Here is a 24047-nt window from a genome sequence, read left to right on the forward strand (position 1 = left end):
TTAGCTGTTTTTGCGTCTTACAGCAAGACCGATGCGGGGCTGGGGAAAGCGTTTACCCAAGCCCCGCTGCAGTTGATTAGCCCAGAACGATCAAAGCGTGACGCTTGCGGCCGGCGGTCAGTTTGATCGGGGCTGCCAAATCGGCAGCGGTGATCATCTGGCCGGCCTCGGTCACGGGTTCATCATTCAGGCGCGCGCCGCCTTCGGCGATCAGGCGTTTGGCGTCTTTGCCAGATTTCGCAAGGCCGGATTTGACGAACAGGGACGAGACAGAAACGCCATCGGCCAGTTCTGCCGCTGTAACGGCGAAGGTTGGCAAATCATCACCGGTGCCGCCTTTTTCAAACACTTCGCGGGCGGTTGCCTCGGCTGCGGCTGCGGCTTCGGCCCCGTGGCACAGGGTTGTCACCTCATTGGCGAGGATAACTTTGGCGGCGTTGATTTCCGAGCCTTGCAGCGCGCCGAGGCGGTCGCATTCGTCAAGCGGCAACTCGGTATAGAGTTTGAGGAAGCGGCCAACATCGGCATCGGTGGTGTTGCGCCAGAACTGCCAGAATTCATAAGGCGACAGCATGTCAGCGTTCAGCCAGATCGCGCCCGACTGGCTTTTGCCCATTTTCTTGCCGTCTGACGTGGTCAGCAAGGGCGAGGTAAGGCCAAAGATCTGGTTGTCCAGCACGCGGCGCGTAAGGTCGATACCGTTGACGATATTGCCCCATTGGTCCGAGCCGCCCATCTGTAGCAGGCAGCCGTAACGGCGGTTTAGTTCAAGGAAGTCATATGCTTGCAAGATCATGTAGTTGAATTCAAGGAAAGACAGCGATTGCTCGCGGTCTAGCCGTGACTTTACGCTTTCAAACGAAAGCATGCGGTTGATGGAAAAATGCCGCCCGATGTCGCGCAGGAAATCGAGGTAATTCAGGCCGTCCAGCCATTCGGCGTTGTTCAGCATCAACGCATCGTTCGGGCCATCGCCAAACTGGACGTAAGAGGTGAAAACCTTGCGGATGCCCGCGATATTTTCGTCAATCTGTTCTGGCCCCAGCAGCGGGCGTTCATCGGCGCGGAAAGACGGGTCGCCCACCTTGGTGGTGCCGCCACCCATCAGGACAATCGGCTTGCCGCCGGATTTTTGCAACCAGCGCAGCATCATGATCTGGATAAGCGACCCCACATGCAGCGATTTGGCTGTGGCGTCAAAACCGATGTAACCGGGCAAGGTGCCTTTGACCAAAGCTTCGTCCAACGCCTGATAGTCGGTGCAGTCGGCCAAAAAGCCGCGCTCGATCATTACGCGCATGAATTCCGATTTTGCATGGTAGGTCATGGGGCTCTCGTGCTTTATAGATATGTTATGCGCGTATAGCGGGACGGCGGGGTGCCGTCAAAGGGGGCTTTGATGTTGAAGGCAGGAACAGTTTGGGCACTGGGTGCGATGTCGGGAACCTCGCTTGACGGGGTGGATGCGGCGATGGTTCTGACCGACGGGCACCGGATTCTGGAATTCGGCAATACCGCCTACCGTGAATATTCAGCTGCGCAGCGGGAATTGATCCGGTCCGGTCTGGGGCTGTGGCCGGGTGATGACGGGGTAGAGCCGATCGCCGAGGAAATCGAGGCGGCCCACGCTGCGGTGCTGGGAATGTTCGAAGGGGCCGAGATTGTGGGCTTTCACGGGCAGACCCTTGCGCATGACCCGGGCGGGCGCGGAACGCATCAGGCCGGGTCCGGCGCGGTATTGGCCGAGGTTTTGGGCCTGCCTGTCGTGTGGGATTTTCGCACCGCCGATGTGCAGATGGGCGGGCAGGGCGCGCCCTTGGCACCGTTTTTCCATTTCGCCTGTGCCAAGTTTATCGGGGCCGAGGCACCGGTGGCGTTTTTGAACCTTGGCGGTGTGGGGAATGTGACATGGGTTGATCCGCGCCATCATGCGCCCGAAGAGGCGGGGGCGTGTTTGGCCTTTGACACTGGCCCCGCGAATGCGCCGATCAATGATCTGGTCGCCGCGCGCTTGGGTCTAGAGCGTGACGAAGGTGGCGCTTTGGCGGCGGCGGGTGTGCCGGATGAAGCCGTGCTGACGCAGTTTCTGGCGCATCCATATTTCTATAAAATGCCGCCCAAGTCGCTGGACCGGAACGATTTTGCCAGTTTAAGCGCGGCAGTAGCCGGGTTGTCGGATGCCGATGCCGCAGCGACCTTGACAGCAGCGGCCGCGGCGGCCGTGGCCAAAGGGGCCGAGCATTTCCCCGCGCCGGTGTCCAAACTTTTGGTGACAGGGGGCGGGCGGCATAATGCGGCGATGATGTCGATGCTGGCCGAGTTGATGCAATGCGAGGTGTTGCCGGTTGAGGCCGTGGGGCTGGATGGCGACATGTTAGAGGCGCAGGCCTTTGCCTATTTGGCGGTGCGTGTGGCGATGGGTTTGCCGACCTCTTGCCCCGGCACCACAGGGGTGCGGGCGGCAATTGGCGGCGGGCAGATCAGCCAACCTTAGATTTGCGGCCGCGAAACATGGCGACGCTATACAGTACCAATGCAGCCCAGATCATCGGGAATGCGATCATTCGCGCAAGGCCGAACGGTTCGCCAAAGGCAAAGACCGCGATAAGGAAAATCATTGTTGGCGCCGTGTATTGCATGATGCCGATGGTCGAAAGCCGTAGCAGTTTTGCCCCATTGGCGTAAAGCATCAAGGGAATGGCTGTGACAAGGCCACATCCCAGCAACAGCACGGTGTCAGTGGTGTTACCTTGGAAAAAGTGGCTGGTTCCCGTGGTTTGGGCATAAGCGATGTAGGCAATCGCGAATGGGGTTAGCAGCAATACCTCTAGCGTGAAGCCTTGGTTCGGGCCAATGGGAAGCTGCTTTTTGAAATAGGCGTAAAAGCCCCATGTCAAAGTGAGGGTGAGTGCGACGAGGGGCAGCCGCCCTGCGCCCACGGTCAGCACGACCACGGCTATCGCGGCCAGCAAGACCGCGTATTTTTGCAGCTTGCTGAGATTTTCTTTCAGCAAAACGGCACCCAGCAAGATGCTGAACAGAGGGTTGATGTAATAGCCGAGAGCAGCATCAAGGGCGTGGCCTGCGCCGATGGCCCAAACATAAACGCCCCAGTTAAGCGAGACGAGTGTTGCGGTTATGGCTGCCATGCCCAGCATCGCAGGGGTGCGCAAGGCGCGCTTGAGATCGGCCGTGCGACCTTGGAGGATGAGAACCGCAGCGGCGATGGGCAAGGACCAGAGCACGCGATGGGCGATCACCTCTTGCGGGGGGATATGGGCCAGTTCTTTCATGTAGAGCGGCAGAAAGCCCCAGAAGATATAGGCGGACATGGCGAAGAAGAAGCCTGCAAGGCTGTCTTGGTTTGTCGGGTTTTGTGTGTTCTGGGTCATGGCATTGGCGTAGCGCCATGTTGGCGGGTCGGCCAGACCCAAACTTGTGTCGGGTACATTTTGGGGCTTGCCGATGCTTGGGCTGGCGGACAGGGCGGAGCCTTCGGCGAGGATATTTTTAGATAGATGATGGGGCCTTGGCAGACGGGTTTGCCTGCCAAGGCGATAGGTTTAGCGCTTGAGGATCGAGCGGCCCGCAAATTCTGCGGTTTCGCCCAGCATTTCCTCGATGCGGATCAGCTGGTTGTATTTCGCCAACCGGTCAGACCGTGCGAGCGAACCGGTTTTGATTTGGCCGCAGTTTGTGGCAACGGCCAGATCGGCGATGGTCGCGTCTTCGGTTTCGCCCGAGCGGTGCGACATCACATTGGTAAAGCCAGCGCGATGCGCCATTTCAACGGCTGCCAAGGTTTCGGTCAATGTGCCGATCTGGTTTACTTTGACCAGCATCGAGTTGGCGCAGCCTTGTTTGATGCCATCGGCCAAGCGGCGCGGGTTGGTCACGAACAGATCGTCGCCGACAAGCTGGATTTTTCCGCCCAGTTTTTCGGTCAGCAGTTTCCAGCCGGCCCAATCATCTTCGGCCATGCCGTCCTCGATCGAGATGATCGGGTAGGCGTCGCACAGGGCTGCAAGGTAATCGACGTTTTCGGCAGAGGTCAGGGATTTGCCTTCGCCCTTCATTTCATACTTGCCGCCTTTGAAATATTCGGTCGAGGCGCAATCGAGCGCGAGGAACATATCCTCACCCGGGCGGTATCCAGCTTTTTCGATGGATTTTAGAATGAAATCAAGCGCATCGCGGGTAGAGCTAAGATTTGGTGCGAAGCCGCCCTCATCGCCGATACCGGTGGACAGGCCAGCGTTGGACAGCTCTTTTTTCAAGGTGTGGAACACTTCGGAGCCCATGCGCACGGCGTCGCGGATGTTTTCCGCAGCCACAGGCATGATCATGAATTCCTGGATGTCGATCGGGTTGTCGGCATGCTCGCCGCCGTTGATGATGTTCATCATTGGCACGGGCAACATGCGGGCAGAGGTGCCGCCGACATAGCGGAACAAGGGCTGGCCCGATACTTCGGCAGCGGCTTTGGCCACGGCCAGCGACACGCCGAGAATGGCGTTTGCGCCGAGGCGGGCCTTGTTTGGTGTGCCGTCAAGTTCAATCATCGTGCGGTCGATACCGACCTGTTCCAGCGCGTCAAAACCCACCAGCTCTTCGGCCAGTTCGCCGTTTACGGCGGCAACTGCCTCGAGCACGCCTTTGCCCATGTAACGCGATTTGTCGCCATCGCGCTTTTCCACGGCTTCATGCGCGCCGGTTGAGGCACCCGAAGGAACGGCCGCGCGGCCCATCACGCCGCTTTCGAGATATACGTCAACTTCGACAGTTGGGTTGCCCCGGCTATCAAGAATTTCGCGTGCGTGGATATCGACGATTGTAGACATTTTGCCTCCGGTTTTGTGGGGAAGAGCTTACTCGGCTTTGTCTTTACCTTGGGGGAGGTGGTTTGGGAAGGGCCGAGTAAGTTGTTAGGAACTTGGCTTTTTGATCGGCACGCCGAACAGCTCTAGCCGGTGTCCCTTTAGTTTGTAGCCAAGGCGGGCGGCGATGCGTTCTTGCAGAGCCTCGATTTCGGGATCCACAAATTCGATGACCTCACCGGAATGCAGGTCGATCAGATGGTCGTGGTGATCGCGCTCGGCGTCCTCATAGCGGGCGCGGCCATCGCCGAATTCCAGCTTTTCAAGGATTCCGGCCTCTTCGAACAGGTTAACGGTGCGATAGACGGTGGCGATTGAAATGCGCGGATCAATGGCGGCTGCACGGGCAAAGAGCTCTTCGACATCAGGGTGGTCTTCGGCGGCGCCAATCACGCGGGCGACAACGCGCCGTTGTTCGGTCATGCGCAGGCCTTTGGCTTCGCAGCGTGCTATGATGTTTTTGTCCATGTGACTACGCCCTGATTTTCCTTGCGCATATTTAGGCACAAAAATCTGAAGGTTCCACCCGTTTGTCTTGGTGTTTGGGCATTCATGCGGAAGGCGGGAGTGGCGTTGGCGCGGGTTTGCGGTGGGCAATGTGCGGCGCGGCCTGATGCTGGGCGCGGCAATCTGGGGGGCGTTGGTGTGGGAACACGCGCTTTCCAAGTTATTATGTGCGCGCTTCGATTATGCGCGGCGGAACACGCAGAATCGTGAGGCCAAGACCGAACAAGCCGAAATTGAAAATTTGAGCGATAGTCGCATCAAGGCAACAGTGACAAGTCCAGGTTGAGTGCATCTGTCGTGGGTGATTCTGGGGTGAATACAAGATATAGTGGCTTGGAGCAGGTTAAGACGGAATATGGGCTAGTGGTGGTAAATGGGCTGAATGCTTGGGGAAAGCGGCAACCGGCGGTCGCTGCGATTTGTGATTTGAAACGGCGTTAAATTTTTATTCATCAATTTGTCGGTTGGCCCGAGAAAACCTGACAATTTCAAAACCGCCCACAGGCCGCGAAAAATCTGTGGAGAAAAATGAAAATGCCGTTGAACCAGGCGCTGAAATACGACAGTTTGACGACGTGCCGCTGATTTACACCACATATGGTGGCGCAAAGAGACAATCTTCAATATCTACGACCGTAGAGCCCATGCCGGCCTATGGCGCGCGCTTTTGAAAAAAAGGCGCGATAGGAAGGCTTGTCTTTGACGGAAACATCGGGCGCTGAACGCCCGCAAAAAATCGGAGACGGGGCAGAATGAAGATCGAGCGGAAATTCACAGCTGAATCAACTGGTGCCTATGGGACGATCGATTTTACCACCACGGTATCTGAAATCCGCAATCCTGACGGCAAGATTGTATTTCGAAATGAAGCAGTCGAAGTGCCGGTGGGTTGGAGCCAGGTCGCCTCGGACGTGTTGGCACAAAAGTATTTCCGCAAAGCTGGCGTTCCGGCAAAGCTGAAAGCGGTCAAGGAAAAAGGCGTTCCCGAGTTTCTGTGGCGATCGGTTCCTGATGAGGCCGCTTTGGCAAAACTGCCAGAAGATCAACGGATTGTGGGCGAAACCTCGGCCAAGCAGGTGTTTGACCGTTTGGCCGGCGCCTGGACCTATTGGGGCTGGAAGGGCGGTTATTTCACCGCCGAATCCGATGCGCGCGCCTATTATGATGAAATGCGCTATATGCTGGCCAATCAGATGGCCGCGCCGAACAGCCCGCAATGGTTTAACACGGGCCTGCATTGGGCCTATGGCATCGACGGCCCGTCGCAAGGCCATTATTATGTAGATTATCAGACCGGCAAGCTGACCAAATCGGCCAGCGCCTATGAGCATCCGCAGCCGCATGCCTGCTTTATCCAATCGGTTGCCGATGATCTGGTGGGCGATGGTGGCATCATGGACCTGTGGGTGCGTGAGGCGCGTTTGTTCAAATACGGGTCGGGCACGGGCACCAACTTTTCCAGCCTTCGCGGCGCAGGGGAAAAGCTGTCGGGTGGCGGTAAATCATCGGGCCTAATGGGGTTCTTGAAAATCGGTGACCGTGCTGCTGGTGCGATCAAATCGGGCGGCACCACACGCCGCGCGGCGAAAATGGTTATCGTAGACGCCGACCACCCCGATATCGAAGATTTCATCAACTGGAAGGTTATCGAGGAGCAAAAGGTCGCGAGCATCGTTGCCGGCTCTAAGATGCACGAGCAAAAGCTGAACGCGATTTTCGCGGCGATCAAGGCGTTTGATGGTTCGGCAGAGGGCGCCTATGAGCCATCGGCGAACGCAGGTTTGAAAACCGCGATCAAAGACGCGAAGCGGGTTGCTATTCCCGAAACCTATATCAAGCGCGTGTTGGATTATGCCAAGCAGGGCCATACCAACATCGAATTTGCGACCTATGATACCGATTGGGATTCCGAGGCGTATTCAAGCGTTTCAGGCCAGAACTCGAACAACTCGATCCGCGTGACCGATGCGTTTTTGCAGGCGATCAAGGACGACGGCAATTGGGACCTTATTAACCGCAAGGATGGCACGGTTTCCAAAACCATCAAGGCGCGTGATTTGTGGGCGCAGGTTGGCCATGCCGCTTGGGCCTGTGCTGATCCGGGTATCCAGTTCCACGATTCGGTGAACGCTTGGCACACTTGCCCCGAAGATGGGGCGATCCGCGGGTCGAACCCGTGTTCCGAATATATGTTCCTCGATGATACGGCCTGTAACCTTGCCTCGATGAACCTGCTGACTTTCTATAACGGCGGCAAGTTTGACTCGGCGGCGTATATCCATGCTTCGCGGCTTTGGACGGTGACGCTGGAAATTTCGGTGATGATGGCGCAGTTCCCGAGCCAGGAAATCGCGCAGAAATCCTATGATTTCCGGACCTTGGGTCTTGGCTATGCCAATATTGGCGGCCTGCTGATGAACATGGGCTTTGGCTATGATTCTGACGAAGGCCGCGCGCTGTGCGGTGCGCTGACGGCGCTGATGACCGGTGTGGCCTATGCGACGAGCGCCGAAATGGCGGGCGAATTGGGCGCGTTTTCGGGGTATGAGCGTAACCGCGAGCATATGTTGCGGGTTATCCGCAACCACCGTGCAGCGGCCCATGCCACGGGTGACTATGATGGGGTGAACGTGAACCCTGTTGCTTTGGACCACGCAAACTGCCCGGACGCGACGCTGGTTTCCTTGGCAACGCAAGCCTGGGATGAGGCGCTGGCACTGGGTGAGGCGCATGGTTTCCGCAACGCGCAAACCACGGTTATTGCGCCAACTGGTACTATCGGTTTGGTGATGGATTGCGATACCACAGGGATTGAGCCTGATTTTGCCTTGGTTAAATTCAAGAAACTGGCGGGCGGCGGCTATTTCAAAATCATCAACCAGTCGGTACCTGCGGCGCTGGAAAAACTGGGCTATGGCTCGGCACAGATTTCGGAAATTGTGGCCTATGCGGTGGGGCATGGCTCGTTGGGCAACTGCCCCGGTGTGAACCATACATCGCTGGTCGGCCACGGTTTCGGCCCGCGCGAGATTGAAAAGGTCGAGTCTGCTTTGACATCGGCCTTTGATATCCGCTTTGTGTTCAACCAATGGACCCTGGGCGAGGATTTCTGCAAGAACACGCTGGGCATTCCGGCCGATAAACTGGCCGATCCGACCTTTGATCTGTTGCGTCACCTCGGTTTTACACGCGCGCAGATTGAGCAGGCGAATGAGCATATTTGCGGCACAATGACGCTGGAAGGCGCGCCGTTCCTGAAGGCCGAGCATTATTCGGTATTCGATTGCGCCAATGCCTGCGGTAAAAAAGGTAAGCGTTATCTGTCGGTTGACAGCCATATCTATATGATGGCCGCGGCGCAGTCGTTTATTTCGGGTGCGATTTCCAAAACCATCAACATGCCAAACTCGGCCACTATCCCGGAAACGCTGGCCGCCTATGAGCTGTCGCATTCTTTGGGCATCAAGGCCAACGCCTTGTACCGTGACGGGTCGAAACTGTCGCAGCCTTTGGCTTCGGCACTGGTTGAGGATGATGACGAGGCCGAAGAAATCCTGGTCAACGGCTCGGATCAGGAAAAGGCCATCGTTCTGGCCGAGAAAATCGTGGAAAAGGTGATCATCAAAGAGATCATCAAATCGCACCGCGAAAAGCTGCCCGAGCGCCGCAAAGGCTACACGCAAAAGGCAGTTGTCGGTGGCCATAAGGTCTATTTGCGCACCGGCGAGTATAAAGACGGCCAACTGGGCGAGATCTTTATCGACATGCACAAAGAAGGTGCAGGTTTCCGCGCCATGATGAACAACTTTGCGATCGCGGTGTCGGTTGGTCTGCAATATGGCGTGCCGTTGGAAGAGTTTGTGGAGGCGTTCACCTTTACCAAGTTTGAGCCCGCCGGCATGGTGCAAGGCAATGACAGCATCAAGAACGCGACCTCAATTCTGGACTATATCTTCCGCGAATTGGCGGTGTCTTACCTTGACCGCACCGATCTGGCGCATGTGAAGCCGCAAGGCGCCACATTCGACGATCTTGGCGGTGGCAAGGACGAAGGCAAACGCAACATCAACCCGATTGACGATGCTGCGGCAAACCGCGGGTTGGAAGTGCTGCGTCAGATTTCGTCCACAGGCTATCTGCGCAAGCGTTTGCCGCAGGAATTGACAGTGTTGCAGGGCGGCATCAACGCGGCGGCGCGGGCCGGAATGGACCCGGTTTCGGCGCTGAATACATTGGTCCCGCAAACCGCACAGGCGGCTGTTGTATCTTCGACCGCTATTTCAAGCGGCGCAGTCTCAATGGACGCACGCGTCAAAGCCAAGATGCAAGGCTATGAAGGCGAAGCCTGTGGCGAATGCGGTAATTATACTCTGGTCCGCAATGGTACCTGCATGAAATGCAACACTTGCGGAGGGACGTCAGGGTGTAGCTGATCGGGACAAGAGGTTTTGTAAGTCCGAGCATTATTGCCCCCAAATCGGATTAAAACCACCCCGAGCAGAAACGAAGCTCGTCCCATAGCCTTGACAAGGGCAAATTTCGGCGCGGTTTTTCCGCGCCGATTTGCATTTGGGGAAGGGGGGCAAGCCAACCAGTTGGCGTGAAAAGATATACATTTGGGGGCAACGCCGCGCTTGCAGGTCAAGAGGGGATTTCTTTGGCAGGAAACAGTCGCAGAATTGCTGTGGCGGCCGTGTTTTCAAAGTCAATCGAGCCGCCTATAGTGGCGTGATTGCAATGTAGGGCAGGACAGGGCCAAATATGGCGCAGAGCGCGGGTAGGACTGAACGATTCAACATTGTGGCCGTGGGGCAAAGTGGCAGGCTGTCTTATGAGGCGGTCCTTTTGGCGGCAAGCTTGCGTGCGACCAACCCCGATTTTGACGGGCGCTTGCTGATTGCAGTGCCGCAGAACGGCCCTAAGTGGGCCGCAGACCCTGTGATCTATGATGTTGGTATTCTTGGCCTTTTGGAGCAGTTCGGCGCCGAGGTCGTGCCTTTTGACTCTGTGCAGTTCGGGTCGGACTATCCCTATGGCAACAAGATAGAATGTCTGGCGGCCATACCGGATGAACCGTTTTTGTTTGTCGATACAGATACGGTTTTCACCGGTCCTTTGGCGCAAGTGGGGTTTGATTTTGCACGGCCCTCGGCCTCGATGAAGCGGGAAGGGACGTGGCCGGTACTAGAGCTGTATGGCCCCGGCTATAATGCGATCTGGAAATCGCTTTATGATCGCTTTGGGCTGGATTTCGTCAGCAGCCTCGATACCAGCCAACCGGACGAATATTGGCAACGCTATCTTTATTTCAATGCCGGATGGTTCTTTCATCACAGCCCGCGCGCCTTTGGCCAACGGTTCATGGACTATGCAGTTGCGATCCGCGATGACGCGCCGGAAGAACTGGTGTGCCAGCCGATGAACCCGTGGCTTGACCAAGTGGCGCTGCCTTTGGTCATCAATGCCTTTGGCGGCGGGCGTCCGGGGCCAGAATTGGCCGGTTTGGATGGCGATGTAACGTGCCATTGGCGCACGTTGCCGCTGTTATATGCCCGCGAAAGCGATGCGGTGGTGGCGGTTGTCGAACAGGTAATGGCCCCCAATCCGGTAAAGAAGGTGTTGAAGGAATACTTGCCATTCAAAAAGATGGTGTATCAGGGCAAAGGGCGCGAGGTGCGGGCAATGTTTGACCGCAATGATCTGCCGCGCAAAGAACAGATGATCCGCAACCGGATCAAACGCGAAGGGCTTTGGGTACGTTAACGCCCCATCTGTTCCGCGATTTCAAAGAAGGCACTGACGAGCTTGCTGCTGCGCCGTTCACGCAGGCAGATCAGGGTTTCTTCCATAATCATTTCGGCGCCACCCTCCAGCGGGATAAGAACCAGCCTTGGGTCCGTGCCAAATTCGGCGGCTGAAACAAATCCGACGCCTGCGCCAGAGGCAACGATTTCACGCACGGCTTCGCGGCCTTCGGCGGTGATGGCGGGGGTATAGGTGAACCCTTGGGCCGCGGCGGCCTCTTCAAACTTTTTGCGGGTTTTAGAGCCATTTTCCCGCATGACCAATGGCAGGCTGGACAGGTCGCCAAACCCCAGAGAGGTACGCTGCGCCAGCGGGTGCCCAACCGCGACAAAGGCTGCGATAGGCGTGGCATTCAGCGGGATCGTCACAAAATCGCGGTCAGGGGGCGTGTCACCCAGAACGCCGATGTCGGCGGTGTAGCTGAGCAGGCTTTCGACCACAGTTTCGGTGTTACCCGCGCTGACGGTCACAGCAACAGAGGGGTATTTTTGCCGGAACGCGGCCAGAACTTGCAGCACATGAAGGGCGCTATCGGCAGTGATGTGCAAGTTGCCTGCCCTTTCGGCGCGGCTTTCAGAAAGCAGGTCGCGGGCTTGGGATTCATTGTCGAACAGGCGGCGCGTTATATCGAGCAGCTTTTCGCCCTCGGGCGTCAGTGTGACTTGCTTTTTATGCCGGTTAAACAGCAAGATGTCATATTCATCTTCCAGCTTGCGTACCTGATCGGAAATGGCGGGCTGGGTTAGAAAAAGCTCTTCCGCGGCGCGGGAAAACCCGCCACAAATCGCAACGTAGTGAAAGGCACGAAGCTGGACATAGCGCATATCATCTGCCTTTTATAGGGTGGAGCTATAGCTGTATTGAAACTAACGATTTGTTTTATGATCGGCAACAGCGCTCTATAAACCTCCGGCCCGTGTTGAACACTCTGCCCGAATGAAAGGATTCCTATGCTGCCAGTTGCGTTTTTGATTCACCTCGCGGGTGCGGTGATGCTGCTATTGTGGGCAGTTCGGATGGTGCGCACAGGGGTCGAGAGGGCGCATGGCACGCGGTTGAAGGCGGCTTTGCGTGGCGCGCGCGGTGGTACTGCGCAAATGGCGCTGGTGGGAATGATATTGGCAGTGGTTTTGCAAAGCTCGACAGCCGTTGGGATACTTGCGGCAGGTTTTGTGACCAGCGGCATTTTGACGGTGAGCACGGGGATTGCGGCTTTGCTGGGGGCCGATCTTGGCTCGGCGCTTGTGGTGAAAATCTTGTCGTTCAATCTGTCAGGGTTGGTGCCGTTGCTGCTGCTGATCGGTGCCACGATGTTTTTAAAGTTTGAGGGCCGTGGGGTTAAGCAAACCGGACGCATCGTTCTGGGAATCGCGTTTATCCTGTTGTCGTTACAGATGGTGGGGCAGGCGACAGAGCCATTGCGCGACAGCCGCTTGTTGCCCGGTCTGATTGGCTATTTGCGCAATGATCCGTTGACGGCGTTTTTGGCCGCGGCGGTGATTGCATGGGTCGTGCATTCTTCGGTGGCGACGGTGTTGCTGTTTGTTACTTTTGCCAGTGGCGGCATGTTGCCGCTTGAGGTGGCCTTGCCAATGGTCTTGGGGGCAAACCTTGGCGGCGGGATTATCGCTGTGTGGTTGACCCGTGGCATGGAACTCGAGGCGCGGCGTATTCCGCTGGGCAATCTGATGTTTCGCGGGGTGGCGGCATTGGTGATGCTGATTTTGTTACAAGTGATTGAGGCCCCGGCCCAGCATTTGGGTGCCACGGCATCGGTGCAACTGGTGAATTTCCACCTTGCGTTCAACCTTGTGTTGGTGGTGCTTGCCGTGCCGTTTGTGCGCCCGATGGAACGGCTGACCATGCTGATTTTGCCCGCCCCGACGATTGAGCAGACCGGTGAAGACATCGCGCCGATTGCCAGCATGTTGGACCGCGCCTCGGTGAAAAACCCGACCGTCGCCTTGGCCAGTGCCAAGCGCGAATTGCTGCGCATGGGTGAAACCGTGGCCGCGATGTTTCAACCGGTGCTAGAGTTGTTGGATGGCGGAAATTTGGCCAAGATCGCGCGGGTGCGTGCGATGGACGAGCAAATCAACCGAAAGCACAGTGAAATCAAACTGTTCATTGCCGAAGTGAACCGTGGCAAATTGACCGAGCGCGAGGCAAAGCTGGGCACCGATCTTACAGATTTTTCCATCAATCTGGATTATATCGCTGATATTATTTCCAAAAGTTTGCTGACGTTGGCCGAGACCCGCGCCAGCAAATCCTTGCGCTTTTCGCCCGAGGGCTGGTCCGAAATGTGTGATTTGCATGGGCGGGTCGCGGCGAATATGCAGCTGGCGTTGAATGTGCTGATCTCGGGCGATGTGGAAAGCGCGCGGCAGTTGGTTAAGGAAAAAGAGGCGATGCGCAAGTTAGAGCGCGCAAGCCATGACCGCCATTTGGAACGCCTGCGCAATGCGCATAGCGACAGCATTGACACGTCGGATATTCACCTTGAAACGGTGCGGGCGTTTAAAGAAATCAACTCGTTGCTGGTAACTGTTGCCTATCCGATTTTGACGGAAAGCGGGCATCTGCTGGAAAGCCGTCTGGCACAGCCGAGCTGATTGTTTGGCAGAAGAAACGATAGGTGGATACAAATTAACGATTTTACAGATATGGGGCGAGTCGCCTAGAACCAACGCATATGGTCATTCCAACGATAAGGTTGCCGCAAATGTCCTTGTTTCAAAATGATGCGTTCCCTGACCCTGCCAAAGGTGAGCCGTTCTTGCTGACCCCCGGCCCATTGACCACCGCGCTGTCGGTCAAAGAGGCGATGCTGCGGGATTGGGGCTCTTGGGATGGTGATTTCAGGGCGATGACCAAATCGGTTTGTGACCAGCTTTTGGCGCTGGCAGGTGATACGGGCGATTTTGTCTGCGTGCCGATGCAAGGCTCGGGCAGTTATTGCGTCGAGGCGATGTTGGGCACATTCGTGCCGCGCGATGGCAAGGTGCTGGTGTTGGCCAATGGCGCCTACGGGCAGCGTGCTGCCGAAACAATGCGCTATTTGGGGCGGGCCAATACGGTGATAAATAAGGGCGATTACATGCCGCCGCGCGGGGATGAGGTGGCCGAGGCGCTGCAGGCCGACCCTTTGATTACCCATGTGATGGCGATCCATTGTGAGACGTCATCGGGCATTCTGAACCCGATTGACGAGATTTCCGAGGCAACCTATGGCGCAGGCCGCAAGCTGCTGATTGACAGCATGAGCGCGTTCGGCGCGATTGATCTGGATGTCGGGCGTATTCGCTATGAGGCGATGGTAAGCTCGGCCAACAAATGTATCGAAGGCGTGCCGGGTTTTGGCTTTGTGATTGCCCGCAAATCCGAGCTGGAGGAGTGCCAGGGCCATTCGCATTCGCTGGTGTTGGATGTTTACGCGCAATGGGCCAATATGCAAAAAACCGGCCAGTGGCGCTACACCCCGCCGACCCATGTTGTGGCGGCGTTTCTTGAGGCGCTGCGCCTGCATGCGCAGGAAGGCGGCGTGGCGGGGCGCTGCGCACGCTACACGAAAAACCGTGATGTGATGGTGGCGGGGATGCGGGCCCTTGGGTTTGAGACCTTGCTAAAGGATCGCTGGCTGTCGCCCATCATCGTCACCTTCTTTTGCCCAGCCGATCCGCGTTTTGTGTTTAACGAATTTTATGAGCGGATGAAGGCCAAGGGGTTTATCATCTACCCCGGAAAGCTGACCGTGGTAGAGAGTTTTCGGATCGGTTGCATTGGCCGGATGGACAGTGCCGTGATGACCCGAGTGGTAAAAGCGGCAGGCGAATGCCTGGCGGATATGGGGGTGACCAGCGCCGCCCCGCCTGCCGAGGCTTTGATAGAACGCGCCAAGCTGGCGGCCTGAGATTAGGATAGAGGACAAGATATGACCAAAGCCGTAACCGCCAATGACCGTGTGTACCCTTGGCCAAAAGTGACTGCGATTGCGATTTGCCTTGATGGCTGCGAACCCGAGTATCTGACCCAGGCGATTGCCAAGGGGTTGATGCCCACGCTAAAGCGGATGCGCGAAACCGGAACCGACCGTTTGGCGCATTCGGTGATCCCTAGTTTTACCAATCCCAACAACCTGTCTATCGCTACGGGCCGCCCGCCATCGGTGCATGGCATTTGCGGCAACTACCTGTATGAGCCGGAAACCGGTGAAGAAGTCATGATGAATGACGTGCGGTTTTTACGCGCGCCCACGGTGTTTTCCAAATTTTATGATGCAGGCGCACGGGTGGCGATTGTCACTGCCAAGGATAAGCTGCGGGCGTTGCTTGGGGCGGGGCTGAGCTTTGACGAGGACCGCGCGAAATGCTTTTCGGCAGAACGCTCGGCCAGTTCTACGCAAGCCGAGCATGGGCAGGACAATGCCGCCGAATGGTTGGGCTTTGGCCAGCCCGATGTCTATTCGGCCGAGCTGTCGGAATTTGTCTTTGCAGCGGGCGTCAAGCTGCTGGCGGAATGGAAACCCGATGTGATGTACCTGACCACCACCGATTATGTGCAGCATAAATATGCGCCGCATCAGCCGCAGGCGCAGGCGTTTTATGCGATGTTTGACAAATACTTGGCGCAGCTGGATGCGATGGGGGCCGCGATTGTGGTCACCGCCGATCACGGCATGAAACCCAAGCATGATGCCAATGGCGACCCGCAGGTCATCTATGTGCAGGATTTGCTGGATGCGTGGCTGGGCACGGCGGCGGCGCGGGTGATCTTGCCGATCACCGACCCCTATGTTGTGCATCATGGGGCTTTGGGTGGCTTTGGTACGGCCTATTTGCCGAAAGGGGCCGACCGCGCCGATATTATCGCCCGTCTGGCTGCACGGCCTGAGTTGTTGGAGGTGATCAGCCGCGAAGAGGCTGTATCCCGCTATGATCTGCCCGCCGACCGGATTGGCGATATCGTTATGATCTCAACCGAGAATATGACCATCGGCACGTCAGAGCACCGGCATGATCTGGCGGCGTTGAATGAACCCCTGCGCAGCCATGGCGGGTTAACCGAGCAGGAGGTGCCGTTCATCGTGAATCGCGTGATGGACCTGCCCAATGGCGCGGGCTTGCGCAATTTTGATGCGTTTTTCGTAGCAACGACGGCGGCAGCATTATGAGCTTTGATCCCAGAACCCGCAAGATTGTGCCAAAACACGAGGCCATGCGCATTGGTGGCGAAAAGGTGTTTACAGATGAAGTGGTTGAGGTTCGCTATCCTTTTACCGATGAGGTGATCGGAACGGTGCCTGCAGGCCGTGCCGAACACGCCGCCCGCGCATTTGAGATTGCCGCGGCGTATAAGCCGAAGTTGTCGCGCTATGAGCGGCAGCAAATTCTGTTCCGCGCGGGTGCTTTGATTAAGGAACGGCGCGAGGAATTGGCCTATTGGCTGGTGTTGGAACTGGGGATTTGCTGGCAGCACGCGCTTTATGAAACCGGCCGCGCCTATGATGTGTTCACATTGGCGGGGCAAATGGCGATTCTGGATGACGGGCAGATCTTTTCCTGCGATCTGACGCCGCAAGGCAAGGAGCGCAAGATTTTCACCCTGCGTGAGCCGGTACGGGCGATTTCGGCGATCACGCCGTTCAACCATCCGCTGAACATGGTATCCCATAAAATCGCGCCGTCGATTGCTACCAATAACTGCATGGTGTGCAAGCCGACCGAGTTGACGCCGCTGACGGCCATTGCGCTGGCTGATATTCTGTATGAGGCAGGTCTGCCGCCGGAAATGTTCCAAGTGGTGACCGGCTGGCCAAAGGATATCGGGGACGAGATGATCACCAACCCCAATATCGACATCATCACCTTTACCGGAGGCGTGCCGGTGGGCAAGCTGATTGCCGCGAAGGCGGGGTATAAGCGGATGGCGTTAGAGCTGGGTGGCAATGACCCGCTGATCATTTGCAATGACCTGTCGGATGATGATCTGGAAAAGGCGGCTGTGATTGCGGTGGCGGGGGCTACGGGCAACTCGGGGCAGCGCTGTACGGCAGTAAAGCGGATTTTGGTGCAGGAAAGCGTGGCAGACAGGTTTGTGCCAATGGTGCTGGCACGGGCCAAGGCGCTGCGCTTTGGTGACCCGATGGACCCTGATACGCAGCTGGGCTGTGTGGTGCATGCGCAAGCGGCCGAGACCTTTGAGCGGCGGGTGATGGATGCCGAACGTCAAGGCGCGAAAATCCTCTATCATCCGGGCCGAAAAGGGGCGTTGTTGCCGCCGATTGTGGTTGACCATGTGCCGCATGGTTCCGAGTTGGTGATGGAGGAAACCTTTGGCCCGATTGTGCCCATTGTGCGCGTACCGGATGATGACGCGGCAGTTATGCAGATTTCCAATTCCACGCAATTCGGGTTGTCGTCAGGCGTCTGCACCAATGACCTGAACCGCGCGATTGCTTATGTGAATGGTCTGGACGTAGGCACGGTGAATATCTGGGAGCAGCCCGGCTACCGGATTGAAATGTCACCCTTTGGCGGGATCAAAGACAGTGGCAACGCGGTCAAGGAAGGCGTGCTAGAGGCGATGAAGTTCTTTACTAACGTCAAGACCTATTCACTTCCTTGGCCACGATAGGGGCAGATTAACATGAACGGTCAGGTGTTTGGCGGATGAAGTTAACCCACACCGAAGGCGAATCCAATCAATCGGCTGCGCGAAAGGCCTGGGCGCAACAGCACCCGGATGCGGCGACACGCGACTTGCTGGCGCGGGATTCAGATGCGTTTTTGCATCAGTCTTTGTCGAGCCCTTGTGTCTCGACGATTGCCAGGGCCGAAGGTATCTGGATCGAAGATACCGCAGGCCGCCGCTATATGGATTTTCACGGCAATTCGGTGCATCACATCGGCTATGGCCACCCGCGCCTGATTGCGGCGATCAAGGCGCAATTGGATGCGCTGCCCTTTGCGCCGCGCCGGTTTACCAATGAACCTGCGGTGGAACTGGCCGAAAAGCTGGGCGCGGTTGCGCCCGGCGATTTGAACAAAGTCTTGTTTACGACTGGCGGGTCGGATGCCAATGAGGTGGCGCTGAAAATAGCCCGCGCGGCGACAGGGCGGTTCAAGACCATCAGTTTTTGGGATGCGTTTCATGGCGCTGGCTTTGGCGCGGCCTCGGTTGGGGGCGAGGCGACCTTTCGCAGCCATATTGCGGGGCCTTTGATGACGGGCACCGAACATGTGGCGCCGTTTAACTGTTACCGCTGCCCCTATAACCATAAGGGCCCCGAGGTTTGCGGGCTGGCCTGTGCTGGGATGGTTGACTATGTGTTGGGCCGCGAAGGCGATGTAGCGGCAGTGATTGCCGAGCCGATGCGGGCAGTGCCTGTGGTGCCGCCGCCGGGGTTTTGGCAAGCGGTGCGCGCCGCCTGTGACCGCCACGGCGCCTTGTTGATTATGGATGAGATTCCAACCGGTTTGGGCAAAACCGGTCGCATGTTTGCCTTTGAGCATGACGGGGTGATCCCTGATATCGTGACGCTGGGCAAGGCGCTGGGCGGTGGGGTTTTGCCAATTGCTGCGGTGATTGCGCGGCGGGGGCTGGATGTATGCGGCGACTTTGCGATTGGCCATTACACGCATGAGAAAAACCCTGTTACCGCCCGCGCGGCCCTGACCACCTTGCAGATCATTGAGGATGAAGGTCTGGTAGACCGCAGCGCCGCGTTGGGTGCATATGCTTTGGGCCGGTTGCAGGCCTTTGCCGTACAAAGCCCCTTTGTCGGCGATGTGCGGGGGCGCGGCTTGATGTTTGGCGTAGAGATAGTTGAAGATCGTGCCAGCCGTGACGCGGCTAGTGATCGGGCCGAACGGATTTATTACCGCTGTCTTGCGGCGGGGTTGTCGTTCAAGATCAGTGCAGGGAGTGTTTTGACGCTTTCGCCACCGTTGACCATTTCGCGCAAAGACTTGGACAGCGCGCTGGGCATCGTTGAGGCCGCGATTTTGGCCGAAGTATGAGCGGCTTTGCCCTTGGGCTGGTGCTGTTTTCGGCACTGCTGCATGCCGGATGGAATGCGATGCTGAAAGCGGTCGATGACCGCGCGGGAGTGTTAGGGGCGGTGTCACTGGCGCATGCGTTGGCGGGGCTGTTGTTGATTGGCCTGTCATCGTTTCCGGACCGCGCGAGTTGGCCGTTTATCTTTGTTTCGACCGCCGTGCATTACGGGTATTATCTGTTGCTGTTTCGCGCGTATCGGCACGGCGATTTAAGCCAAGTTTATCCGATCTCGCGCGGGCTGGCGCCAGTAATTGTTGCGGTAACGGCCTGGCTTTTCGTGGGAGAGCGGTTGCCGTTTTGGGGCATTGTAGGGCTGATCGCGGTCAGCGGGGGGATTTGCCTGTTGGCTTTGTTGCGCGGGGCAGCGCGGGCGGGGCACGCGAGTATCGGCCTTGCAGTGGCGCTGGGGGTTTGTATCGGGACCTATTCGGTTGCGGATGGGATAGGCATTCGCGAGGCGGGCACCGCAACGGGCTATATGGGGTGGTTGTTTTTCTGCGAGGCGCCAGTGCCGTTGGTGATTGCGTTACACCGCCGACGCAATCGCGGGAGTTTCGCACCCCGAACGATGCTATTTGGCGTCATGGGCGGCGTCGCCGCGGTAACAGCTTATGGATTGGTGCTATATGTAAAGACGATTGCGCCGCTTGGGGCCGTTTCGGCATTGCGCGAGTCGAGTGTTATCATTGCCGCGCTGATCGGGGTTTTGGTGTTTGGAGAGAGGCCTTGGCGCGGGAGGCTTTTGGCGGCATGTGTTGTGGCGTCGGGCGTGATCGCTTTGGCCATGATGTAAGTGTAAAGCGGGGCTTTGCCCCCTTGGCCTTGCGGCCAATTCCCCCAGGATATTTGGGGATAGATGATGTTTGGGCGTGTTGCTTTGTCTGGTTTTGCAGGATGACCTTGACGCATGTTAGGGTGCGGTTTCGGACATGATGGCGGCATAGATTGCGGGGTCTGTTATGCCTTCGGTTCCGATGAGCAGCACGCGGGAGTCGGGTGTGATGCCGAGCGCATTGCGCAAAGTTGGTTGTGTGGCGGCTGCGATGAAAGCCGCCAAACCCGCGACGCCTGTTTCACCGGCTTCAATTAGCGGATCATTTGCCTGCGGCTGGGCCAAGCGGCGCATTGCGGGGGCGATGATGCTGTCGGGGATGGTCAGATAATCATCCGCCAGATCGGACAGGATGTCCCATGCGACCTTTGACGGTTCGCCGCAGGACAGGCCAGCCATGATGGTTTCTGTTGTTACCGCAACAGTTGCGGCGCAGCCTGCGCGGGCACTGGCCATCAGGCAGGGGGCCAAGTCGGGCTCGACAACAATCACGCGCGGGGTTTTGTCGCCCCAGAACTGGCGCAGATATGCGGCGACTGCAGCGGCGAGCCCGCCGACGCCACCTTGCAAGAACACATGGGTTGGCGCGGTTGGCATGGTGCGGCAGACCTCATCAGCCAAGAGGCCATAGCCGGCCATCACATCCAGTGGAGGTTGGGTGTAGCCGGTCCAAGACGTGTCTGCGACCATGAACCAGCCATTCGCCGTGGCATCTGCGCGCGCACGGGCAACCGAAGCATCGTAATTACCATTGACGCGGATCACCTCGGCCCCGAGGCTGCGCATCGCGTTGGCGCGGTTTTGGCTGACCTCGGCATGGATGTAGATTTTGCAACCTGCGCCGAAACGCCGGGCGCCCCAAGCCAATGAGCGGCCATGGTTGCCATCGGTGGCAGAGCAGAGCGTTATGGTACGGGCCTCGGTCGCAAGGCTGCCGTTGCTGATTTCGGCAAGTGTCACAGTGCGGCCGAGTTTTTCAGACAGTTGGGTTTGCAAAACGCGCAGCCCGGCATAGGCCGCCCCGAGTGCTTTGAAACTGCCCATGCCAAACCTTGGGCCTTCGTGTTTGTAGAGCAACTGCGCCACCTCAAGTGAGTCCGCGAGGCCAGGCAAGGCGAAAAGTGGCGTAGGCGCATAGCCTTGCCAGCCGGAAATTTCGGCACGCGCCCTGCGGAAATCTTCGGGGGTAATGACGCGCGATGCGGCGTCACCATATATTGGATTCGCCTGGAAATGGTCGATATGGGTTGCGGAAAAAGCCGGAAATGCCATGATGCGCCTTTGGTTTCAGGGTCACCCTTGCATTGCATGCGTTGGCGGGTCTGGCAAGGGAGCTTGGATTTGCGCCCGCATGCAATCGCTGCTTTCAGGCTATTTCAGGCCTTGCAGTGGCGCATTCAAAACGGCACCATTGCGCCATGCAAATCGCTGATACCTTTCCTAAAATTGAGTCTGTGGGCCTTAATGGCCTGCTTGTGCGCTTTGCCGATACCTTGTCCGAGCCTGCAAATCGCGCGGCCTTGGCGTTTCAAGCTGCGGTCGCGGCCGAGGGTTGGGCAGGGGTTGAGGAGACATCATCTTCGCTGACCTCGACCTACCTGCGGTTTGACCCTTTGCATTTGACGCATGGCGCGCTGACGGCGCAGTTGGCCGCGCTGTTGGCATGCCGCGATTGGTATGCGGCCGCCCCGCCGCATGGCCGACGGTTCTGGCGCATTCCAACCGTTTTTGGCGGCGATCTGGCGCCGCAACTTGTCGAGGCGGCAGAGCTTGCCGGCCAAACCGAAGCCGAAGCGATTGCAACCTTATCGGCAGCGCGGACCCGGGTTCTGACATTGGGGTTTGCGCCGGGGCAGCCCTATCTGGGGGATCTGCCGGCCAATTGGAACATTCCGCGCCAAAGTAGCCTGACGCCGCAGGTGCCTGCCTCCGCCTTGGTCGTGGCGGTGCGCCAGTTTGTGCTGTTTGCCAATGCCACGCCCACCGGATGGCGCCATGTCGGGCAAACTGCCTTTCGATGTTTTCGCCCCGACGCGGCGGAACCTTTTGCGCTGCGCGCGGGCGATGAGGTGCAGTTTCAGCCCGTCAGCTTTGAGGAATACCGCAATATCATGAAATCTGATTCCACTGGGAATGGTGGCGCAGTCATGGAGGCCATCCCATGACAGTGCTTACCATTGTCAGCATCGGTCCCGGCGTGACAGTGCAGGATCTGGGCCGCCCCGGGCATATTGCCTCGGGCCTGTCGCGGGGGGGGGCAGCAGATACGCTGGCTGTAGCCGAAGGGGCGGCGTTGTTGCGGCAATCAACGGATCTGGCAGTGCTGGAAATGGCCGGCTTTGGTGGCAATTTCACAACCTCGGCGCCTGTGCGCATCGCGTTGACAGGTGCACCTATGCGGGCAACGATTGATGGTGCGCCCGTTGCGTGGAACGCAAGCCATTTGCTGGCCGCGGGCGCGGTTTTATCCATCGGCGCGGTCGAGGCAGGCGTCTATGGCTATTTGTCGATTGGCGGCGGCATCAATACGCCGCCCGTTTTGGGTGCGCGCGCGGCCCATTTGGCAGCAGGCATTGGCGCGCCCTTGCGTGCAAACCAAAGCTTGCCAATCGGCCCCGATTTTGGCGGCCCAACCGGGCTTGGCGTTGGTGTCGCGAACCGGTTTTCAGGCGGCACGGCACGCATAATCGCCTCGTTGCAGACGGACCTTTTCCCTGCCGAGGATTTGCAGCGCTTTACCCAAACCACCTTTCACCGTGATGCCCGCGCCAACCGCCAAGGCGTTAGGTTGGTGCCCGAAGGGCAGGGCTTTGGCCTTGCACGAGGTCAGACGATATTGTCCGAGGTCATCACCTCGGGCGATATTCAAATTCCCGGCGATGGCGCGCCTTATGTGCTTTTGCCCGAGGCACAAACCACCGGTGGCTACCCGCGCATTGGCACTGTCATCCCACCTGACCTGCCGCTATTGGCGCAAACCCCTGCGGGTGCGCCGCTTCGCTTTGTCTTTGTAACGCTGGACCAGGCTGTGGAACTTTATCGCCAAGATCTGTTGGCCCGAAAAGGCCTTGTCAGCAAGTGCCAGCCGCGTCTGCGCGATCCGGCGCAGATCGCCGATCTTCTTGGTTATCAACTTATCTCCGGTATGATCACCGGATGGGAGGATGCATGACGCTTACCGTCGATCTGAACGCCGATATGGGCGAAAGTTTTGGGCCGTGGAAAATGGGCGATGACGCGGCACTGTTGCAGTCAATCACCTCGGCCAATATCGCCTGCGGGTTTCACGCCGGCGATCCGGATGTAATGCTGAAAACCATGAAAGCGGCTATCAAGCATGGCACAGGTATCGGCGCACATCCCGGTTTTGCCGATCTGCAAGGCTTTGGTCGGCGCCGGTTGCAATTGTCACATGCCGAACTGCGCCACATGGTTGCCTACCAACTGGGGGCGGCAAAGGGGATGGCGGCACTGGCGGGCGGCAAGGTGCGCCACCTGAAACTGCACGGCGCTATGGCAAATATGGCGGCCGAAGATGCGCTGATGGCGCAGGCCTGCTACGAAGGCGCGTTGGCCGTGGACCCTGATATCATCATCATGGTCCTGGCCGCGACGGCGCAACAAGAGGCCGTGCACAGTCTTGGCTGCACCTGGGCCGCCGAGATATTCGCCGATCGCGCCTATAATGACGATGCCACTTTGGTAGACCGCAGCTTGCCCGATGCGGTTATCCATGATCCGGCCATTGCGGCTGCACGCATGGTCGAAATGGTCACCGCAGGTGCGATTATCACTGCGTCTGGCCATGAAATCCCGACGCCAATCGATACAATCTGCCTGCATGGTGACACGGCCGAGGCGGTCGAAATTGCCAAGGCAACCCGCGCTGCGCTGGAACTTGCCGGCATCAAAGTTGCGCAATTCCAAGGGCGTAAATAAATCTAACGCATTTCATCTTGGCCTAA

At 57.8% G+C, this 24047-nt stretch carries 18 protein-coding genes; 12 read left to right on the top strand and 6 right to left on the bottom strand.

Annotation, left to right across the window (positions count from 1 at the left end):
- Positions 1 to 76: 76 nt before the first annotated feature.
- Positions 77 to 1327 carry a tyrosine--tRNA ligase gene (tyrS, locus tag AKU79_RS10115; RefSeq protein ID WP_050523444.1) on the bottom strand — a complete coding sequence of 417 codons (1251 nt, stop codon included), beginning with the start codon at positions 1325 to 1327 and terminating at the stop codon, positions 77 to 79.
- Positions 1328 to 1399: 72 nt separating this feature from the next.
- On the opposite strand from tyrS, the gene AKU79_RS10120 reads away from it, so the two are divergent.
- A complete protein-coding gene (locus AKU79_RS10120; protein WP_050523445.1) occupies positions 1400 to 2494 on the top strand; it encodes an anhydro-N-acetylmuramic acid kinase in 1095 nt (364 codons plus the stop codon).
- On the opposite strand, the gene rarD is transcribed toward AKU79_RS10120, so the two are convergent.
- The 3 genes from rarD to AKU79_RS10135 form a co-directional block, all read right to left on the bottom strand.
- Positions 2481 to 3392 (bottom strand): EamA family transporter RarD, encoded by a 912-nt coding sequence (gene rarD, locus AKU79_RS10125; protein WP_050523524.1) that lies wholly within the window; start codon positions 3390 to 3392, stop codon positions 2481 to 2483. The two genes, AKU79_RS10120 and rarD, sit on opposite strands and share 14 nt — an antisense overlap.
- Before the next feature lie 171 nt (positions 3393 to 3563).
- Positions 3564 to 4841, bottom strand: a complete 1278-nt coding sequence (eno, locus tag AKU79_RS10130; protein WP_050523446.1) for a phosphopyruvate hydratase — start codon at positions 4839 to 4841, stop codon at positions 3564 to 3566.
- An 84-nt stretch (positions 4842 to 4925) separates the two neighbouring features.
- Positions 4926 to 5345 carry a Fur family transcriptional regulator gene (locus AKU79_RS10135; protein ID WP_050523447.1) on the bottom strand — a complete coding sequence of 140 codons (420 nt, stop codon included), beginning with the start codon at positions 5343 to 5345 and terminating at the stop codon, positions 4926 to 4928.
- Between the two features lie 791 nt (positions 5346 to 6136).
- Between AKU79_RS10135 and AKU79_RS10150 the strand changes: the two genes are divergently transcribed.
- A complete protein-coding gene (locus AKU79_RS10150) occupies positions 6137 to 9817 on the top strand; it encodes a vitamin B12-dependent ribonucleotide reductase (protein ID WP_050523450.1) in 3681 nt (1226 codons plus the stop codon).
- Positions 9818 to 10145: 328 nt separating this feature from the next.
- Positions 10146 to 11147, top strand: a complete 1002-nt coding sequence (locus tag AKU79_RS10155; protein WP_050523451.1) for a hypothetical protein — start codon at positions 10146 to 10148, stop codon at positions 11145 to 11147.
- On the opposite strand, the gene AKU79_RS10160 is transcribed toward AKU79_RS10155, so the two are convergent.
- Positions 11144 to 12013, bottom strand: a complete 870-nt coding sequence (locus tag AKU79_RS10160) for a LysR substrate-binding domain-containing protein (RefSeq protein WP_050523452.1) — start codon at positions 12011 to 12013, stop codon at positions 11144 to 11146. The two genes, AKU79_RS10155 and AKU79_RS10160, sit on opposite strands and share 4 nt — an antisense overlap.
- Positions 12014 to 12139: 126 nt before the next feature.
- On the opposite strand from AKU79_RS10160, the gene AKU79_RS10165 reads away from it, so the two are divergent.
- From AKU79_RS10165 to AKU79_RS10190, 6 genes are all read left to right on the top strand, one after another.
- Entirely contained in the window at positions 12140 to 13804 is a 1665-nt protein-coding gene (locus AKU79_RS10165) for a Na/Pi cotransporter family protein (RefSeq protein WP_050523453.1), read from the top strand.
- Positions 13805 to 13914: 110 nt separating this feature from the next.
- Positions 13915 to 15102 carry a 2-aminoethylphosphonate--pyruvate transaminase gene (locus tag AKU79_RS10170; protein ID WP_050523454.1) on the top strand — a complete coding sequence of 396 codons (1188 nt, stop codon included), beginning with the start codon at positions 13915 to 13917 and terminating at the stop codon, positions 15100 to 15102.
- A gap of 21 nt (positions 15103 to 15123) precedes the next feature.
- Positions 15124 to 16362, top strand: coding sequence for a phosphonoacetate hydrolase (gene phnA, locus AKU79_RS10175; RefSeq protein WP_050523455.1), 1239 nt, complete (start codon positions 15124 to 15126; stop codon positions 16360 to 16362).
- Positions 16359 to 17825 (top strand): phosphonoacetaldehyde dehydrogenase, encoded by a 1467-nt coding sequence (phnY, locus tag AKU79_RS10180; protein ID WP_050523456.1) that lies wholly within the window; start codon positions 16359 to 16361, stop codon positions 17823 to 17825. The genes phnA and phnY overlap by 4 nt, the downstream gene beginning before the upstream one ends.
- A gap of 35 nt (positions 17826 to 17860) precedes the next feature.
- A complete protein-coding gene (gene pbfA, locus AKU79_RS10185) occupies positions 17861 to 19210 on the top strand; it encodes a (R)-1-hydroxy-2-aminoethylphosphonate ammonia-lyase (RefSeq protein WP_050523457.1) in 1350 nt (449 codons plus the stop codon).
- Positions 19207 to 20043: an EamA family transporter gene (locus AKU79_RS10190; RefSeq protein ID WP_082223994.1), complete on the top strand. Its 837-nt coding sequence runs from the start codon at positions 19207 to 19209 to the stop codon at positions 20041 to 20043. The genes pbfA and AKU79_RS10190 overlap by 4 nt, the downstream gene beginning before the upstream one ends.
- A 117-nt stretch (positions 20044 to 20160) precedes the next feature.
- Here the strand turns inward: AKU79_RS10190 and AKU79_RS10195 are convergent, their stop codons facing one another.
- Entirely contained in the window at positions 20161 to 21354 is a 1194-nt protein-coding gene (locus AKU79_RS10195) for a diaminopropionate ammonia-lyase (protein ID WP_050523458.1), read from the bottom strand.
- 146 nt (positions 21355 to 21500) lie between these two features.
- On the opposite strand from AKU79_RS10195, the gene AKU79_RS10200 reads away from it, so the two are divergent.
- Genes AKU79_RS10200 through AKU79_RS10210 form a run of 3 tightly spaced genes read left to right on the top strand, consistent with a single transcriptional unit; the run spans position 21501 to position 24021 of the window.
- Positions 21501 to 22247 carry a 5-oxoprolinase subunit B family protein gene (locus AKU79_RS10200; RefSeq protein WP_050523459.1) on the top strand — a complete coding sequence of 249 codons (747 nt, stop codon included), beginning with the start codon at positions 21501 to 21503 and terminating at the stop codon, positions 22245 to 22247.
- The gene (locus AKU79_RS10205) at positions 22244 to 23254 is read left to right on the top strand and encodes a 5-oxoprolinase subunit C family protein (protein ID WP_050523460.1); all 1011 of its coding nucleotides are present in this window, start codon (positions 22244 to 22246) and stop codon (positions 23252 to 23254) included. Before AKU79_RS10200 ends, AKU79_RS10205 begins: the two co-directional genes overlap by 4 nt.
- A complete protein-coding gene (locus AKU79_RS10210) occupies positions 23251 to 24021 on the top strand; it encodes a LamB/YcsF family protein (RefSeq protein ID WP_050523461.1) in 771 nt (256 codons plus the stop codon). Before AKU79_RS10205 ends, AKU79_RS10210 begins: the two co-directional genes overlap by 4 nt.
- Positions 24022 to 24047: the final 26 nt, after the last annotated feature.

Origin of the sequence: Pseudorhodobacter wandonensis (assembly GCF_001202035.1) — a bacterium.
In the GTDB taxonomy this organism is placed as follows: Bacteria; Pseudomonadota; Alphaproteobacteria; order Rhodobacterales; family Rhodobacteraceae; genus Pseudorhodobacter; species Pseudorhodobacter wandonensis.

Coding starts and splice junctions, on each gene's coding strand:
- AKU79_RS10155 (WP_050523451.1), top strand. CDS start 10,146: ATGGCGCAGAGCGCGGGTAGGACTGAACGATTCAACATTGTGGCCGTG.
- phnA (WP_050523455.1), top strand. CDS start 15,124: ATGACCAAAGCCGTAACCGCCAATGACCGTGTGTACCCTTGGCCAAAA.
- AKU79_RS10170 (WP_050523454.1), top strand. CDS start 13,915: ATGTCCTTGTTTCAAAATGATGCGTTCCCTGACCCTGCCAAAGGTGAG.
- pbfA (WP_050523457.1), top strand. CDS start 17,861: ATGAAGTTAACCCACACCGAAGGCGAATCCAATCAATCGGCTGCGCGA.
- AKU79_RS10190 (WP_082223994.1), top strand. CDS start 19,207: ATGAGCGGCTTTGCCCTTGGGCTGGTGCTGTTTTCGGCACTGCTGCAT.
- AKU79_RS10160 (WP_050523452.1), bottom strand. CDS start 12,013: ATGCGCTATGTCCAGCTTCGTGCCTTTCACTACGTTGCGATTTGTGGC.
- AKU79_RS10195 (WP_050523458.1), bottom strand. CDS start 21,354: ATGGCATTTCCGGCTTTTTCCGCAACCCATATCGACCATTTCCAGGCG.
- AKU79_RS10120 (WP_050523445.1), top strand. CDS start 1,400: ATGTTGAAGGCAGGAACAGTTTGGGCACTGGGTGCGATGTCGGGAACC.
- rarD (WP_050523524.1), bottom strand. CDS start 3,392: ATGACCCAGAACACACAAAACCCGACAAACCAAGACAGCCTTGCAGGC.
- tyrS (WP_050523444.1), bottom strand. CDS start 1,327: ATGACCTACCATGCAAAATCGGAATTCATGCGCGTAATGATCGAGCGC.
- eno (WP_050523446.1), bottom strand. CDS start 4,841: ATGTCTACAATCGTCGATATCCACGCACGCGAAATTCTTGATAGCCGG.
- AKU79_RS10135 (WP_050523447.1), bottom strand. CDS start 5,345: ATGGACAAAAACATCATAGCACGCTGCGAAGCCAAAGGCCTGCGCATG.
- AKU79_RS10165 (WP_050523453.1), top strand. CDS start 12,140: ATGCTGCCAGTTGCGTTTTTGATTCACCTCGCGGGTGCGGTGATGCTG.
- phnY (WP_050523456.1), top strand. CDS start 16,359: ATGAGCTTTGATCCCAGAACCCGCAAGATTGTGCCAAAACACGAGGCC.
- AKU79_RS10210 (WP_050523461.1), top strand. CDS start 23,251: ATGACGCTTACCGTCGATCTGAACGCCGATATGGGCGAAAGTTTTGGG.
- AKU79_RS10205 (WP_050523460.1), top strand. CDS start 22,244: ATGACAGTGCTTACCATTGTCAGCATCGGTCCCGGCGTGACAGTGCAG.
- AKU79_RS10200 (WP_050523459.1), top strand. CDS start 21,501: ATGCAAATCGCTGATACCTTTCCTAAAATTGAGTCTGTGGGCCTTAAT.
- AKU79_RS10150 (WP_050523450.1), top strand. CDS start 6,137: ATGAAGATCGAGCGGAAATTCACAGCTGAATCAACTGGTGCCTATGGG.